Origin of the sequence: Myxococcus sp. AM009, assembly GCF_013372605.1 — a bacterium.
In the GTDB taxonomy this organism is placed as follows: domain Bacteria; phylum Myxococcota; class Myxococcia; order Myxococcales; family Myxococcaceae; genus Myxococcus; species Myxococcus vastator.
The window spans coordinates 21,524-35,344 of sequence record NZ_JABXEP010000010.1 but is presented as its reverse complement, the minus strand read 5'-3'; the positions used below and the strand labels follow the sequence as shown (position 1 = coordinate 35,344).

Genomic DNA, 13,821 nt, shown 5'->3' with positions numbered 1-13,821 from the left:
TCGTCATCAGTGCAGCTGGTCACCAGCAGGGCGAGAGTCACGCCCGCAAGGAAGCGCCAGCCCCCTCTTCGTCGATGCATCATGGGTGTCACGTCGGCTACCCCCCCTCCACACTGCCCCATACGAAGCCGGGACAGCCGAAGCCGTAGCAAGGCGCTCTCCAGCCAGGGACGTAGCCTGGCGGACCTCTCCGTTGTTTCAGGGGGTAGGACGGCGTTGGCTACCCGGAAGCGCGCTGGGAAGAGTTTTGCGCGAGTGGGTAGCGAAGTTCCCGGTGAGGGAACCGCGGACTACTTCGCGTCGAGGTAGGCGCGGTACGCGTCGAAGCCGTACTCCCGCCCGAGGAAGTCCTTCACCAGCTCGGCGGCGGGCTTGGAGCCGCCGGGCTCCAGCACGGCGCGGCGGTACTTCATCGCCGTCTCCCGGTCGAGGAAGCCCTTCTCCTGGAACTCGGTCTCCAGGTCCTTCGCGATGACGGAGGACCAGAGGTACGTGTAGTACGCCGCCGAGTAGCCATCCAGGTGCCCGAAGGCCACCTCGAAGTGCGTGCCGTCCCGGTGCTCGTGCTTGAAGGGGCTGAGCTTGTCCTGCAGGGCCACCAGGGCCTCGGTGGTGTCGAAGCCCGGCTCGCGCGAGTAGTAGTCCAGGCTCACGGCGGACAGGAAGAGCTGCCGCCGCGCCCACAGGCCCTGGCCGAACGCCTTCGACGCGCGGAGCTTCTCCACCAGCTCCGCGGGGATGGGCTGGTTCGTCTCGTGGTGCTTCGCGAACTCCTTCAGCACCTCCGGGTTGCCCGCCCACTGCTGGAGCAGCATGGACGGCGTCTCCACGAAGTCCCACTCCACGCGGGTGCCCGCGATGCCCGCCCACTTCAGGTGCCCGCCGAAGATGGCGTGCAGCAGGTGGCCGAACTCGTGGAAGAAGGTCTCCACCTCGTCGTACGTCATCAGCTCGCCGGGGCGCGCGAAGTTGCACACCAGCGACGCCTCCGGGTAGCGCTTGCCGGCCTGGCCCGCGACGAGGTCGAACTGCGCCGCGTGCTTGTACTTGTCGTCACGCGGGTGCATGTCCAGGTAGACGCGGCCCAGCAGCGTGTCGCCATCGAACACGTCGTAGGTCTCCACCTCCCGTTGCCACACCCGGGCGTCCTTCACCGGCTTGTAGGTGATGCCCCAGAGGCGCGAGGTGATGTCCATCACCCCCGCCTTCACCTGGCTGTACTCGAAGTAGGGCCGCACCGCCTGCGAGTCGAAGCTGTAGCGCTCCGCGCGCAGCCGGTCCTCGTAGAAGTCCTGGTCCCAGGGCTCCAGCACCTTGGCGCCCCGCACGTCCTGCTGCTTGCGCGCCAGCAGCTGCGCGTACTCCTGCTTCGCGCGGGCCTCGGTGGCCACGCCCAGCCGGTCGATGAAGTCCGCGGCCGCCTGCTGCGTGCGCGTCATCTTCGTCTCGGTGGTGTACGCGGCCCAGCTCCCGTAGCCTAGCAGCGTGGCCAGCTCGTGGCGTTTGGCGATGAGCCGCGCCAGCACGTCCTGGTTGGCCGGGTACGCGCGCTGACGGTAGGTGCGCCACAGCTTCTCGCGCGCCTTCGCGTCCTTCGCGTACGTCATGAAGGGGAAGTAGTCGGGGTAGTTGGTGGTGATGACCACTTGCCCGTCCGCGCCCGGCGGGTGCGCCTTGCGGTAGTCCTCCGGCAGGCCGTCCAGCTCGGAGGGCTTGAAGCTCGCCTCGCGGACGTCCTCGGCGATGTTCTTGCTGAACTGCTGCCCCAGCTTGAGCAGCTCCTCGTTGAGCGACTTCACCTTGGCGCGGGTGGCGTCGTCGCGGTCCACGCCGGCGCGGCGGAAGTCGAGCAGCGCGCGCTCCATCCAGTACCGGGTCGCCGCGTCCGCGCGGGACAGGTCCACCGCGGCCAGCACGTCATAGACGCCGCGGTCCTGGGACAGCGCCACGTTGGCGGAGTCCACGCGCTGCTCACACTCGCGCGCGGCGTCGCGGAAGGCCGCTTCTGGATGCACCTCGCGCGCGAGGCTGGAGCGGTTGGCCGCGGCGAGCAGCGAGCCCAGGGCATCGTCATAGGCGGCGAGCACGGCCTGGCCGTCCGCGCGCGCGTCCAGCGCCTTGATGGCGGTCACCTGCGCGCGGGTGCGCTCGAGGTCCGCATCACACGCGGCGGGGGTGTGCGTGCAGCCGGCCGACGCCAGTGCCGCGCAGAGGGTGAGGGCGCTCAGTCTCTTCAAGGGTGGGTTCCTCCAGGGGCCAATGACAACGCCGGAGCGTCATGCCACATCCCGTCCGCCTCCGCTCGTGCTGACATCCAGGAGGATGAGGCCGACCCGATGACAGACCGTGAATGCGTGGAGTTGTTGCAGTGGGCCGCGCCCCGCCTGCGCCTGCGCTGGGAGGGCTTCCGGCGCGTGCGGGGGCAGGTGTGCAAGCGCATCGGCCGCAGGCTGAAGGCGCTGGGCCTGCCAGACGCCGGAGCCTACCGTGCCCGGCTGGAGGCCGAGCCCGCGGAGTGGGACGTGCTCGACGCGCTGTGCCGCGTCACCATCTCCCGCTTCTACCGGGACGCGCGCGTCTTCGAGGTCCTGCGCCATGACTTGCTCCCCGCCCGGCTGGCGTCGCTGCGCGCGCGAGGAGAGGCCACGCTGCGGGCGTGGAGCGCGGGCTGTGCTTCCGGTGAGGAGCCCTACACGCTGTCGGTGCTCTTCCAGTTGGGGTTGGAGCCGCGCTTCCCGGGAGCGCGGCTGGCGTTGGTGGCCACCGATGCGGACGCGGCGCTGCTCGCGCGGGCGGCGCGGGGCTGCTATCCGCGTGGGGCGTTGCGCGAGCTGCCTCGTGCGTGGGCGGAGCGCGCCTTTCCGGGACCCGGCGACGAACCGTGCCTGGCGCCGGAGTACCGGCGGGCAGTGGACTTTCGCCAGCAGGACTTGCGCTCCCAGATGCCCGACGGGCCCTTCCACCTGGTGCTGTGCCGCAACGTCGCCTTCACCTACTTCGCGCCGCCGCTTCAGCGCGAGGTGCTGTCACGGCTGGTGGCGCGGCTGGCCCCTGGTGGACTGCTGGTGATTGGCGGTCATGAGTCCCTGCCCGAAGGAGACTTCGGCCTGATGCGCGCCGCTGGCCCGCTGCCTGTCTTCGCGCGGACAGACGCCTGAGACCGCCGGGCTCTGGCTACGAATTCGTCCGGTGCGAGCATTCCGCGTCGCTGGGCCGTGCTCCCCTGACGTGAGCGGGAAGGAGGGTTCGGGCCTGCTCCTGGCCGGGGGAATCCGAGGATGCGCACGAACCTGTGGTGGAGCGTGGTGCTGGTGGCGTGTGCTTGTGGCGGCGCCGCGAAGACGGGCGACGCGCTCCGCTCGCGGCAGGCGGGGCTGTCGCTCTCCGCCGCGCCAGGAGGCGTCCAGGGCACCTTCGTCCATGAGGACGAGGCGGTGACGTTCTCCTCTCGCGAGGTGGAGCCAGGGGTGTACCGGCTGGAGGTCCGGCTGCGCGGGCTGACGCTCACCGGGTTGATGGAGCCGGCCAGCGGCGTCTCCACGCTGGATGGCTTCGCGGAGGCGAATGCCGCGGACGCGCAGATGGGCGCCGCGGACCGCGCGCTGCTCACCGCCCTCTATCGCGAGCTCGACGCGGCGCTCCCCAAGGGAGACGCGGCGGCCCCCGCGGCCATGTACCTGCGCCGCGCGGTGAGCGTGTGGTCCCAGTACCCGGACACCGTGGGGCTGCGGCGCGTGGTGATGGGCGAGAAGGGACGTGGCTACACGACGTTGTGCAGCTATGCGCGGTGCAACGGGCGCGACTCGGGCAGCTGCGAGGGGCGCTACAACTGGTACGCCCACGCGACGCATGACTGCGACCGGGGCGGCTTCGACTGGCCGGGCAATCAGCAACTGGCCCAGCTCGGTGACCACTATTCGTGTAACGGGGACGAGTTCTATCTGGCCGGTGATACCTGGCACTGCGGTTCACCCAATCACTGGCACCGGCCGAAGGTGGTGGGCAACTGCTTCGGGCGCTGCGGCAGCACGTGCGGCGGGGACACCCAGTACACGGTGGACGCCACCAACCACGACAGCTGCGTGCGCAATGGCCACATCCTGGTGAGCGGCTGGTGCAATGACCAGTTCGTCGCCGCCGTGGATGACGAGCTGTTCGCTCCCAACTGCTACTGAGCCATGTCACGACGGTCCCCGCCAGCGAGGTGGATGGGGTGGCTGATGCTGGCCGCGCTCGGGTGTTCCTTTGAAGCGCCGAAGACGCGGGCCGCGGAGGCGGCGGTGCGCCACTTCTTCTCGGCGCTGCCCGCGGGCGACTGCGAGGTGCTGGCACCGCTGCTGGCCACGGGGGGAAGCGCGAGACCCTGTGTGGAGACGGTGCGTGAGCTGCGGGGGCATGGCCTCACGCTGGTGGAGATTGTCGAATCGACGGTGGACGGGCGCGACGCCGAGGCCGTCCTCGTGCGGGCCCGGGTAGCCCATGGTGGACGCGAGCGTCCGGCACCGTGGTTGCTACGCGTGGAGCGTCAGGACGGCGACTGGCGGGTGCGCTTCTGAGCGCCGGGGCGGGGAGGGGGACCATGCGGATTCGTTACCGTTTGATTCTGGCGGGTGCGGGCGTGCTCGCCGTGGCACTGGGCAGCGTGGAGCTCTGGCCCCAGTCCGAGCCGGCGCCGCTGCCCGCCGCGATGCGCTCCATGGCCGTGCCTCCGGCTCCACCTCCACCCGCGCCGCCCCCCAGGGTGGTGCCGGTGAACGCCGCCGAGGTGCCCGCTCCGGCGCCTCCGCGCGAGGTGCCCCAGGTCACGGTGGCGCGGATGGAGCCAGAGCCCGTGGAGCCAGAGCCGGAGCTGGAGGACGCGTCACTGCCTCGTCCCGAGGACAACGACGACCTCGAACCCGAGCTGCCGCAGACAGCCCAGTGGGAGCTGGAGAAGACGGCGCGAGTGGCGGCGCTGGTGGAGCGAGACGTGGTGCGGCTGGCGCGCGAGCGAGAAGACGCCGCGGCACAAGGTGACGTGCGGCGGGGCGAGCAGCTTGACGTGCTGCTTCAGCGCAGCCTGGAGCAGCTGCGCGACCTGCACGAGGAGGTTCGCAGGCTGGCCGCGGTGGTGAACGGCGTCGCCCCCTCGGAATGAGCGCCAGGGGGCCGGACGCCGAGGAGGCCCTGGCGGCGCCTTCCATGGCCTGGAGGCAGGGCTCCAGACTGGGAGGGCCTCAGGCGCGGATGCTCGTCTTCCGCGTGCCCGCTCTTTTGTAGACCTTGCCCGCCTTCAGCGGAGTCGTATCGCCGCGTCCTGTCGTCTTCTTGGGACGGCCCTCCTTGCGGTAGGCCACGGCGGCCGCCGACGGCAGCGTCTTGCGCCGCGACGTGCTGCTCTGGCCCGGCTCCGGTTCGGGCAGCTTGCGGCTCTTCGCCGTGAGGCCCGTCCCTGGCGCGTGGCGGGGGCTGACGCTGCGGTCCGCGAAGGTCCGTTTGCCCAGGGCTCGCCGGCCGCTCTTCTTCGCGTGGTGCGTGCTGTCCTCGCTGGAGAGGTGCACATCGGTGGGCTTGAGCTCCAGCGTCGTCCCCTGCCGCTTCGCGCGCTTCACGCGCTCCGTCTGACTCTTCTCTGGCATGCCACCTCCAGCGACACAGGTAGGAATGCCGCGCGGAGGATGCCAGGGAGCAGCGAAGCGGCCGGGGCCCGGTGCCCAAGCCTGGTGGTGCCTCCGAAGCGTCCGTCATGGCCTTCCGGGACGGGTTGCGGCGGCGCGGGGCGAGGTGCTCCGATGGTGGGGCCATGCGCCGCGCTCGAAGCTCCCTGGATGCGCCGTACCTCTCGCTGGAGGCGAGCGAGCTCCGCATCGTCTGCCCTGGCTGCGGGCATGCCGTCACGGTGAGCGCCGAGGCCCTCTGCATGAAGTGCGGCGCGAGCCTGGAGGCGGCCCTGAGCGCCGCGCGAGGTCCGCCGCCTCCGTTGCCCCCGCGCCGGTTGACCCGGGCACAGCGCGCGGCCGTCTCGCGGCCCAAGCTGCACAAACACTACATGCTGGGAACGCTGGGGCTGTGGGCGGGGGTGATGCTGCTCCCGGTGGGTCTGCTCTTGGTGCGGCCCCTGCTCCTGCAAGCCGCCATCTTCATTGGGGTGGGGTTGCTCTTCCGGCGCACGAGCTGGCCGGTGGCGCTGCGGCGCGAGCAGCGGCGCCAGTTGAAGGCGTTGGTCTGGGGATTGCCGGCCGCGGCGGAAGTCACGCGGGTGGAGCGTCAGGTGGCGCCTTCGCTGCATGCTGGGCGCCTGGTGCAGCTCGACTACGTCTTCACGGTGCATGGCCAGCGCGTCGAAGGGAGTCTGCCTTCGACGCACGCGGCGGACCTGCTGCGGCGCCCGGGAGAGCGCGTCTGGGCCGTCTACGTGGCGGAGGACCCTGGCGCCAGCGCGCTGTGGCCACCGGCCCCCTGAAGCGAGCATGGCCCCTGCCCCGGAGGTCGCGAGGCAGGGGCCGCGTCACGACGTGTCTGTGTTATCCGCCGTGAAGGGGCAGGCGCTTCTTCGGCCCGCCAATGTGCTTCACGTTCATCTCGCTGGGGGTCTTCTTGCGGCCCTTGAGCGCCGTCGCGCGGCGCCGATGACTCTTGGGCTCATGCGCCTCGGCGGCGGGGCCCAGCGTCACGCGCTCCAGCGTCTTCTGCCGCCGCAACGCGGCCGCGTCATCGTGGGGCAGCGTCTTGCGCCCCTTGCTGGCCTGCACGCTCGGTTGGGCTCCGTGCGCGTCGACCCGCCGCCTGTTCTTGATGCCTGCCACTGTCGTCCGAACGGCCATGTTGCCTCCCTCCGGGTGAGGTAAGGACGGCGCCCCGGCTTTTCCATCCCCTCCGTCAATCGCCCCGGGTCGGACTTGAACGTTCACCTGAGACAACCTGCTTCGCGGCCCAACGCTGTACTCAAGGTTGCCGCAAGGGACGTGCCGCTTCGTGGTCTGTAGAATTCACTGCCGGGACTGTGAAGCGCGCTCCCCCTGGATGGCATGCGGCTTTCCTTTACGCCTGATGCCACCTGTCCGGCGGGATGTGGCACTTGTCATTGAGGCGATACTCGCCATTTCGCCAGACCATGAAATACGCTGGCACAAGGGGTGCTCTCTCCACTCGCACGACCGCCTGTTCGGTCGACAGGAGAGGGATCCGATGAAGAAGAGCATTGGCCTTGCGCTCGCTTTGACAATCATTGCTTGCGGCAAGGCCCAGGACGATGAAATGCCGCCAGTCGAGCCCGTGGAGGGAAATACGGCGCAGACCGTGGCGGTGCGGTTGCTGGGCGTCCGCGGCTCGGGGCCGGTGCGCGTGCAGGTCTCCGCGCTCGAGTTGACGGTCGACGGCAACCCGCTTTCGTCTCAGCTGGGTGGCAGTGAAATCGACCTCGGCAACGAAGAGAACGCGTGGGCCGTGACGACGTTTGACCTCCCGGTCGACGCGCGCAAGGTCGGGATCCGGTTGAAGTTTGACCCGGAAGGCATCGTGGAGCGCAACGGGAAGACGCAGTTGCTCGACCTGAGTGGGCCACCGGTCTCGTTGATCGCGGACGCCGCGCAGCTCCGAAAGCGCAGCAAGGTCGTGCTTGAGATCGACCTCGCGCGCTCATTGGTCGACCGTGGCGAACAGGTCTTCATGTTTCCGGAGTTCATTGTTCGCTACTGATGAGACTTCGAGCATCACGGCCACATGCGGTGAATTCAAACTGTAAGCAGAAATGAAAGGTAGATGGGGGAGTATGCGTTTTGGATGGCTATTGGCAACAGCGGGCCTGCTGACAGGCAATGTCGCGCTTGCGCATGAATTGGCGTGCGACAAGCGAGTGAACGGGGAGCTCATCTACGAGATTCAGTCGTACCCGGCGCCGCTCGAATGGACGATGAAGGTGCGCAATGTGCACCCAACGGGCGCGTCGACGGTCGATGTGGTGGAGGACCGACTGCTCACCGATGCGTTCGGTTGGGTCCCCACTCGGACGCCGCCGTACACGCTGGCCGTTGGAGAGTTCTATACCGAGCGCTACACGGTCACGGTGAACTCGTTCGAGGAGTGCAAGCAGCTCGCGCTGGCTGATGGTTCGAAAGACGAGCTCATCGACAACGTGTTCTCCGCGTCCTGGGACGATGGTGAGATTCAATGCCGGGCTCGCGTCGTCTGCCTGCCGCTCTGCCCGCCCGGGACCTGCATCGGCGAACAGGGACCTCCGGGGCCCGAGGGGCCGCAGGGGCCCGAGGGACCTCTGGGGCCCGAGGGACCTCCGGGCGAGGATGGGCTCCAAGGGCCCGTGGGGCCTCAAGGCGTGCCAGGCGTCGCTGGACCGCAGGGGGTGCCCGGCGTCGCCGGTCCAGTGGGTCCTCCCGGAGAGACGGGCGCCACCGGACCTGCGGGGCCGGCTGGGCCCGCGGGTGAGACGGGCGCCACGGGCCCTGCGGGGCCGGCTGGGCCCGCGGGTGAGACGGGCGCCACGGGCCCTGCGGGGCCGGCTGGGCCGGTTGGTGAGACGGGCGCCACGGGACCTGCGGGGCCGGCTGGGCCTGCGGGGCCGGCTGGGCCTGCCGGAGAGACGGGCGCCACGGGCCCTACGGGGCCGACTGGGCCCGCGGGTGAAACGGGTGCGACGGGGCCTGCTGGGCCGACGGGGCCTGCTGGTGAAACGGGCGCGACGGGGCCTGTCGGGCCGACGGGGCCCGCGGGGCAGTCCGTGGTCGGTGCGTCCGAGCCCCCCGGGGCGAACTGCACCTATGGGGGCGTCCAGTACACCTCCGCGTCGGGCATCAACTATGTCTGCAATGGGGCTCCGGGCGACACGCTGGCCTTCGGGTACTTCTATGCCCTGATGCCGCCCGACAACGCGGCGACCGTTGCTGCCGCGTCCGCGGTGGACTTCCCGCGCGATGGCGCAACGAACGGAATCAATCGGGCCAGCGACAGCGAGTTCATCCTGCCCGCGATTGGTGTCTACGAAGTCTCCTGGCAGGTGAGCGTCACCGAGGCCGGGCAGCTCATCCTGGGGCTCGACAGTGGTGGCGGGGTCGTGGAGCAGATCAACACCGTGGCTGGCCGCGCTACCGGAGCGTCTCAAATCATGAACCACGTCTTGATCACGACGACCGTGGTGAACTCGGTGCTCACCGTCCGCAATCCCGCGGGGAACTCGCCGGCACTGACGATTACGCCCCTCGCTGGCGGAACGCGCGCCGTCTCCGCCTCGCTGGTCATCAAGCAGATTCAGTAGCTGGACCCCCGGAGAGGCCATTCGACACGTTCGAGTGGCCTCTCCTCAGGGGCGATGGTCCGTAGGGCGCTGCCGGACGTGACGTCGACCGTGTTCGTCAGGGCCTTCCGTGGGCGAAGGGAAGACGGATGGAGCCCGGTGCTACGTCGACGACCCGTTGCCACGCCGGGGCGGGCGGGTGCTGGTGGTTCTTTGCCTCCCTCCGGGTGAGGTAAGGACGGCGCCCCGGCTTTTCCATCCCCTCCAGGGGACGGCGGAGGTCATTACTCACCTGCCTGCCGGGATGAAGAGATGCCGCGCGCTGTCTGGATGCGTTCGCGCGCGTTCGACTTCATGAGGGTGGGTATCTCCCGCTCTTCCACTCCCGGAGCGTCAGGGCGGCACTGAGCCCGACCTGGCTCATCGGCGTCGCGGCCAGTTCCTCCAGGGTGCGCTCCGCCTTTTCGGAAGCAAACTTCACTAAAGCCGTTGCGGCCCAGTATCGGGTTCCGGGCTCGGTCGCCGTCAGGAGGTTCAGCAGGGGCGGCAGCGCGGCGGGCCCTCGTGTGTTCAGCTCGTCACGAGTTGCTGCGGCGGCGTCGTACTCGCGGTTGGCTGCCTGGGTTTTCCGTGCGTTCAGCAGGCTCCCATGCCGCGCCGAGACCTCCCGAAAATGGTCCACCAACCGGGCGGTATCGAGATTTCCGAGTCCGTGCGCCTTCATGGCAGGACGCCGAACCACGGAAGAAGGGCTACGCGCCAGGAGGCGAGCCGCGCCGACAAGTCGCAACGTCATGTGTCCTCACTGTCGGCCCCGTCGACTACATCAAGCAAGGTGTTTAAAAGGGTGGCTCTGAAGGGCCCGAGGTAGATGGTCGCGCGGATGGGAACGTGGGGCCGTAGCACGCGCCTTTGTAGACGATGTAGTTCCAGTCTGGGTCGCAATCCTTCAGCGCTACGTCTAGCTTCACCCAACACCCACCATTGATGGGGATTTGTGTCTTGCTTGGGCAGCGGCCTGCGGCATCTGTTCGCGTCTGGCCTGGGATGGGCCTGGGAGGAGGCTCTACGGCGATGGTTGACCACGCAGATGGAGCCCGCCGCAGTGGTCCCGGGGCCGTCAATGCGGAGTCTCCGACGGCCACCGTGCCGCCATCCTTCACGACCTCGGACTTGGATGCGTGAGCCTGCTCGGCTCCCTCGGAGTCCGCGCGCAGCATCCACATTGCGCCAAGTGCCATGGCGCTTCCCAGAGCGCCTGCTACCGTGACCCATGTCCACCGAGTCCACCTGGACGCTTGAGGCACGGCGTGGTGGGCGTCAGCCCCAGCGTCGCTAGACCGGGAGTCCTCCTGGTCAAAAAGTGGCAGATCCGCCTCGGGGCCCGCCTGGGTTGCGGCCCGTGTCAGCGCTTCGGCCAGTGCTTGGGGGCTACCGCGTGCCTCGGGCTGCACGGCCAGCATCTGGGATACAAGCGCGCTCAACTCCGCGCAGCATCGACCGTTGACTGCGCATGGCGGGTGAACCCCCGGGCCCTTCGGATTCCAGGCGTGGCGCGCATCATCCAGTTGCGCCGTTGCGAGCGGGTACTCGTTGGTTACGAGCCGGTAGGCTGTTACCCCCAACGCGAAGACATCATCCGCAGGTCCGGGTGCGTAGGCGGAAGTCGACGCACGCGTGGGATGCCGCGCCGAGCGCCACGCCTCTGGTGAGCGATAGGGGGGCGTCCCCGGAGGAAACGGCGGTGGCGTGAGGGGGGCGGCACCTACGTAGTGTCCTGACCCGAAGTCGATCAAGAAGACCTGGTCGTCCGTAGCACGCACCAGCACGTTGTATTCCTTCACATCTCTGTGGACCCCGCCCGCGGCGTGGGTGGCCTCAAGCGCACTCGCGAGGCTGGCGAGGACGTTGAGCACCTGTCGCGAGGTGGTCCGTCGCACTCGCCCCCACTCGGATAGGGACACGCCCTCTATCCACTCCATGGCGAGGTAGGGGTGCGTGGCGCCCGCCGCTTGCTGCCAGCTCCCATGGTCCACCAGTCGCGGGACGCTCCGATGGCGGATCCGAGCGAGGAGTTCCGCTTCGCGAGTGAAGCGCTCATCGCCTGGGTGCAGTGCGACTTTGAGCGCAACGGGCTCAGAGTCGCCTGCTGCATTGATTGCGCGGTAGACGGCGCCGTAGGTCCCCCACCCTCGGCGCTCCAGCACGCGCCACCGCCCTACGCGTGTTCCGGGTGGCAAACGTGCTGGATTCAGGGTTCCAGGTCCCATTGCAGACCCCGTGCAAAGAGGAGGGGCGCTACGCTGGCGGCGAGTCTACTTCCTGGAACGGAGGGTGTCAGGGACACCTCTCGGTTTCCGGAGCACCCTCCAGTGACGCCCCCTCCGGCAGTGAACGGGATCGCCAGGACGTGCGCCCAGGGGCCCGGCGCTACGTCGACGAGCCCTTGCCACGCCGGGGCGGGCGGGTGCTGGTGGTGCTCTCCGGCGGGAACAGCCAGCCGTCCGTGCCGCGCGGGGCGCTGTTGCTGGTCCGCGACGTCTCCGTGGGCTCCAGGTGCAGGCCCCGGCAGCCGCGGCACCAGGACTGGGGCCGGCGCTCACCGCGCATGATGCGGTAGCCGAAGTCCTGCGCCGTGGGGCCCCGGTGGCCGCAGCGAGGGCAGGTGCTCAGGGACGTGACGCCCGTCTCCTTCGCCTTCTGCTTGCCATGCTCCACCACCAGCGCCAGCGCCGCGGCGAACCCCACCCGCCGCTCCGAGGCGACGTGGAAGCGCCGGGCGCGCTTGCGGCCCTTGCCGCCCAGCACCGGTTCCAGGTCCATTCCCCCAAGCAGGTTGCGCTGCTCGAGGATGCGCGTCGAAGAGCTGTTCGCGGTCGAGTGGCTCACAAGAGCACTCATACCGGGGCGGTCTGACATGCCCCGTGGAGGCGGATGCCTGCCTGCCCTCGCCTCGGAGGGGCACTGAACGAAAGTTCAATGAATCCAAGGCTCTACACATCCGCCCCGCCCGGTAGGACGCCGGCTACTCCCCGCCGTCCGCGCCGGACAGGCCGCCGCCGGCCTCGCTGGTGCCGAAGACGGGGGTGCCGCCGGGCAGGCTCGGGTCATGCGGGAGGCTGCCGCGCGGGCTGCGCAGGTAGACGAAGGGCGTGGCGAACAGGAAGTTGGACACGCGCGACGTGTAGATGTCCGCGTACCGCTCCACCTGCCGGGCCAGGTGGCTCTTGTCGTTGCCCGCGCGCGTCAGCAGGCCCCAGATGGGGTTGGACAGCTCGGTGGCCGCGCGCGCCAGGGGCCCCAGCTCCGCGTCCAGCGCCTCCACCTCCGCGCGCAGCGTGGCCTGCCGCGCCACCAGCTCCGCCTCCGTCGGCGTGTCAGTACGCGGGCCGTACTGGAAGCGCCGCCGCTGGAGCTCCAGGCGAATCTGGCGGCTCTCCGCCTCCAGCCGCTCCTTGACCACCATGCGCTCGGCCAGCCGGGTCTCCGTGGCGCGGAACGCGGCGATGGAGCGCACCTCGTCCTCCAGCTCGCGCAGGATGAGCGCCGTGCGCCAGCGCAGCACGTTCTTCGTGACATGCACGTCGCCGAACATGTGGTCGCCCACGTAGAGAATCTGGTCACCGCTCATGCCCAGGTGGCGCTCCAGCTCCACCGCGCTGCCGCCGAAGTACGGCGTGCCGGGCTTGAAGGGGCCTGAGTGCGGACGCAGCAGCGCCTCGCCGCTGGACTCCACGACTTCGAAGAGCGACGAGCGCGTGGTGAAGAACTCCGGCTTGCGCGCGGAGACAATCACCACGTCGAAGAGCTGCCGCCACGTCATGCCGTCGGGCAGGTGCCGGTCGAAGGCGAAGTGCATCATGGGCTCGGTGTAGGCCCACTCGCTGTTGGTGATGAGCAGCAGCTTCTTGCCGGCGTTGCGCTGGTCCAGCAGCGCCAGCGGCGTCTCCGGGTCGTCGATGACGTAGCGCTCCGGGTCGGCGATGATCTCCGCCTTCAGCCGCCCCTGCATGTGCGTGGCGTCCAGGTTCTTCCGGACGTGCTCGTAGAGGTCCGAGTAGCCCATGGGGCCCGGGAGCTGGCCGGCGTCCAGCCGGTCCACGAGCTGCGCGTAGATGCACGCCTCCGACAGCGAGAAGAGCGTGTTGAGGAACACCCAGCGCCGCTCATGCAGGTCGATGATGGTGCGCGCGTATTCGTCGCGCTGCGCCTCGAAGCTCATGGCCTGCGTGCCGTGCAGCGCCTTCTTCACGAAGCCGAAGCGGTTGGCCTTGAGGAGGTTGCCCTTCTCCGTGTCGATGATGAGGCCGCGCATCGACAGCTCGGGGTCGAACGACAGGTCCGCCACCGGCCAGCCCTGCTCCACGAGCCGGTCGCGGATGTGCTCGTAGGCGCGGCGCTCCCACGCCTCCACATGGTAGTGGATGAGCGTGTAATCCATGTCGTAACCCACCGCCTTGATGGCGCGCAGGTTGAGGGTGCGGTTGCAGAACAGCCCGCGCTCGGGCGGGGGACCAGGAATGAACGTGCTCATGGCCCCCCTGGCTTGCCCCGGAGCGCGCGAAAAGTCACTGCTTTCGTCAGGGCCCGTCCGC

General features: G+C 69.2%; 14 protein-coding genes. 7 read left to right on the top strand and 7 right to left on the bottom strand.

Annotation, left to right across the window (positions count from 1 at the left end; translation table 11 throughout):
- Nucleotides 1-290: 290 nt before the first annotated feature.
- Complete coding sequence (locus tag HV824_RS04450; RefSeq protein WP_217917086.1) at nucleotides 291-2,237, bottom strand: M3 family metallopeptidase; 1,947 nt, start codon at nucleotides 2,235-2,237, stop codon at nucleotides 291-293.
- A gap of 99 nt (nucleotides 2,238-2,336) precedes the next feature.
- Here HV824_RS04450 and HV824_RS04445 point away from each other — a divergent pair, with 99 nt between their 5' ends.
- From HV824_RS04445 to HV824_RS04430, 4 genes are all read left to right on the top strand, one after another.
- On the top strand, nucleotides 2,337-3,158 hold the full coding sequence (locus HV824_RS04445; protein ID WP_176420060.1) for a protein-glutamate O-methyltransferase CheR: 822 nt from the start codon (nucleotides 2,337-2,339) through the stop codon (nucleotides 3,156-3,158).
- A gap of 120 nt (nucleotides 3,159-3,278) precedes the next feature.
- Nucleotides 3,279-4,175, top strand: coding sequence for a hypothetical protein (locus HV824_RS04440; protein WP_176422731.1), 897 nt, complete (start codon nucleotides 3,279-3,281; stop codon nucleotides 4,173-4,175).
- Between the two features lie 3 nt (nucleotides 4,176-4,178).
- On the top strand, nucleotides 4,179-4,556 hold the full coding sequence (locus HV824_RS04435; RefSeq protein WP_176420058.1) for a hypothetical protein: 378 nt from the start codon (nucleotides 4,179-4,181) through the stop codon (nucleotides 4,554-4,556).
- A 23-nt stretch (nucleotides 4,557-4,579) separates the two neighbouring features.
- Nucleotides 4,580-5,137, top strand: a complete 558-nt coding sequence (locus HV824_RS04430) for a hypothetical protein (RefSeq protein WP_255207761.1) — start codon at nucleotides 4,580-4,582, stop codon at nucleotides 5,135-5,137.
- 79 nt (nucleotides 5,138-5,216) lie between these two features.
- Here the strand turns inward: HV824_RS04430 and HV824_RS04425 are convergent, their stop codons facing one another.
- Nucleotides 5,217-5,618, bottom strand: a complete 402-nt coding sequence (locus tag HV824_RS04425; RefSeq protein ID WP_176422730.1) for a hypothetical protein — start codon at nucleotides 5,616-5,618, stop codon at nucleotides 5,217-5,219.
- A 164-nt stretch (nucleotides 5,619-5,782) separates the two neighbouring features.
- Here HV824_RS04425 and HV824_RS04420 point away from each other — a divergent pair, with 164 nt between their 5' ends.
- Nucleotides 5,783-6,442, top strand: coding sequence for a hypothetical protein (locus tag HV824_RS04420; protein ID WP_255207760.1), 660 nt, complete (start codon nucleotides 5,783-5,785; stop codon nucleotides 6,440-6,442).
- A gap of 61 nt (nucleotides 6,443-6,503) precedes the next feature.
- Here the strand turns inward: HV824_RS04420 and HV824_RS04415 are convergent, their stop codons facing one another.
- Nucleotides 6,504-6,803, bottom strand: coding sequence for a hypothetical protein (locus HV824_RS04415; protein WP_217917085.1), 300 nt, complete (start codon nucleotides 6,801-6,803; stop codon nucleotides 6,504-6,506).
- Nucleotides 6,804-7,167: 364 nt separating this feature from the next.
- Here HV824_RS04415 and HV824_RS04410 point away from each other — a divergent pair, with 364 nt between their 5' ends.
- Together HV824_RS04410 and HV824_RS37940 are read left to right on the top strand one after the other, a co-directional pair.
- On the top strand, nucleotides 7,168-7,677 hold the full coding sequence (locus HV824_RS04410) for a hypothetical protein (RefSeq protein ID WP_176420055.1): 510 nt from the start codon (nucleotides 7,168-7,170) through the stop codon (nucleotides 7,675-7,677).
- 157 nt (nucleotides 7,678-7,834) lie between these two features.
- Nucleotides 7,835-9,247, top strand: coding sequence for a collagen-like protein (locus HV824_RS37940; RefSeq protein ID WP_217917084.1), 1,413 nt, complete (start codon nucleotides 7,835-7,837; stop codon nucleotides 9,245-9,247).
- 331 nt (nucleotides 9,248-9,578) lie between these two features.
- Here the strand turns inward: HV824_RS37940 and HV824_RS04400 are convergent, their stop codons facing one another.
- The 4 genes from HV824_RS04400 to HV824_RS04385 all read right to left on the bottom strand — a co-directional run bounded on the left by HV824_RS04400 (nucleotide 9,579) and on the right by HV824_RS04385 (nucleotide 13,760).
- On the bottom strand, nucleotides 9,579-9,950 hold the full coding sequence (locus tag HV824_RS04400; protein WP_176422729.1) for a HEAT repeat domain-containing protein: 372 nt from the start codon (nucleotides 9,948-9,950) through the stop codon (nucleotides 9,579-9,581).
- A gap of 115 nt (nucleotides 9,951-10,065) precedes the next feature.
- A complete protein-coding gene (locus HV824_RS04395) occupies nucleotides 10,066-11,496 on the bottom strand; it encodes a serine/threonine-protein kinase (RefSeq protein ID WP_255207759.1) in 1,431 nt (476 codons plus the stop codon).
- 160 nt (nucleotides 11,497-11,656) lie between these two features.
- Nucleotides 11,657-12,145, bottom strand: coding sequence for a hypothetical protein (locus tag HV824_RS04390; RefSeq protein WP_176420053.1), 489 nt, complete (start codon nucleotides 12,143-12,145; stop codon nucleotides 11,657-11,659).
- Nucleotides 12,146-12,251: 106 nt separating this feature from the next.
- Nucleotides 12,252-13,760, bottom strand: a complete 1,509-nt coding sequence (locus tag HV824_RS04385) for an HAD-IG family 5'-nucleotidase (protein ID WP_176420052.1) — start codon at nucleotides 13,758-13,760, stop codon at nucleotides 12,252-12,254.
- Between the last annotated feature and the right edge of the window lie 61 nt (nucleotides 13,761-13,821).

Bases quoted from the DNA above. Each gene is read 5' to 3' on its own strand.
- HV824_RS04430 (WP_255207761.1), top strand. From the start codon at position 4,580: ATGCGGATTCGTTACCGTTTGATTCTGGCGGGTGCGGGCGTGCTCGCC.
- HV824_RS04400 (WP_176422729.1), bottom strand. From the start codon at position 9,950: ATGAAGGCGCACGGACTCGGAAATCTCGATACCGCCCGGTTGGTGGAC.
- HV824_RS04390 (WP_176420053.1), bottom strand. From the start codon at position 12,145: ATGTCAGACCGCCCCGGTATGAGTGCTCTTGTGAGCCACTCGACCGCG.
- HV824_RS04385 (WP_176420052.1), bottom strand. From the start codon at position 13,760: ATGAGCACGTTCATTCCTGGTCCCCCGCCCGAGCGCGGGCTGTTCTGC.
- HV824_RS04395 (WP_255207759.1), bottom strand. From the start codon at position 11,496: ATGGGACCTGGAACCCTGAATCCAGCACGTTTGCCACCCGGAACACGC.
- HV824_RS04435 (WP_176420058.1), top strand. From the start codon at position 4,179: ATGTCACGACGGTCCCCGCCAGCGAGGTGGATGGGGTGGCTGATGCTG.
- HV824_RS04440 (WP_176422731.1), top strand. From the start codon at position 3,279: ATGCGCACGAACCTGTGGTGGAGCGTGGTGCTGGTGGCGTGTGCTTGT.
- HV824_RS04445 (WP_176420060.1), top strand. From the start codon at position 2,337: ATGACAGACCGTGAATGCGTGGAGTTGTTGCAGTGGGCCGCGCCCCGC.
- HV824_RS04410 (WP_176420055.1), top strand. From the start codon at position 7,168: ATGAAGAAGAGCATTGGCCTTGCGCTCGCTTTGACAATCATTGCTTGC.
- HV824_RS04415 (WP_217917085.1), bottom strand. From the start codon at position 6,803: ATGGCCGTTCGGACGACAGTGGCAGGCATCAAGAACAGGCGGCGGGTC.
- HV824_RS04420 (WP_255207760.1), top strand. From the start codon at position 5,783: ATGCGCCGCGCTCGAAGCTCCCTGGATGCGCCGTACCTCTCGCTGGAG.
- HV824_RS04425 (WP_176422730.1), bottom strand. From the start codon at position 5,618: ATGCCAGAGAAGAGTCAGACGGAGCGCGTGAAGCGCGCGAAGCGGCAG.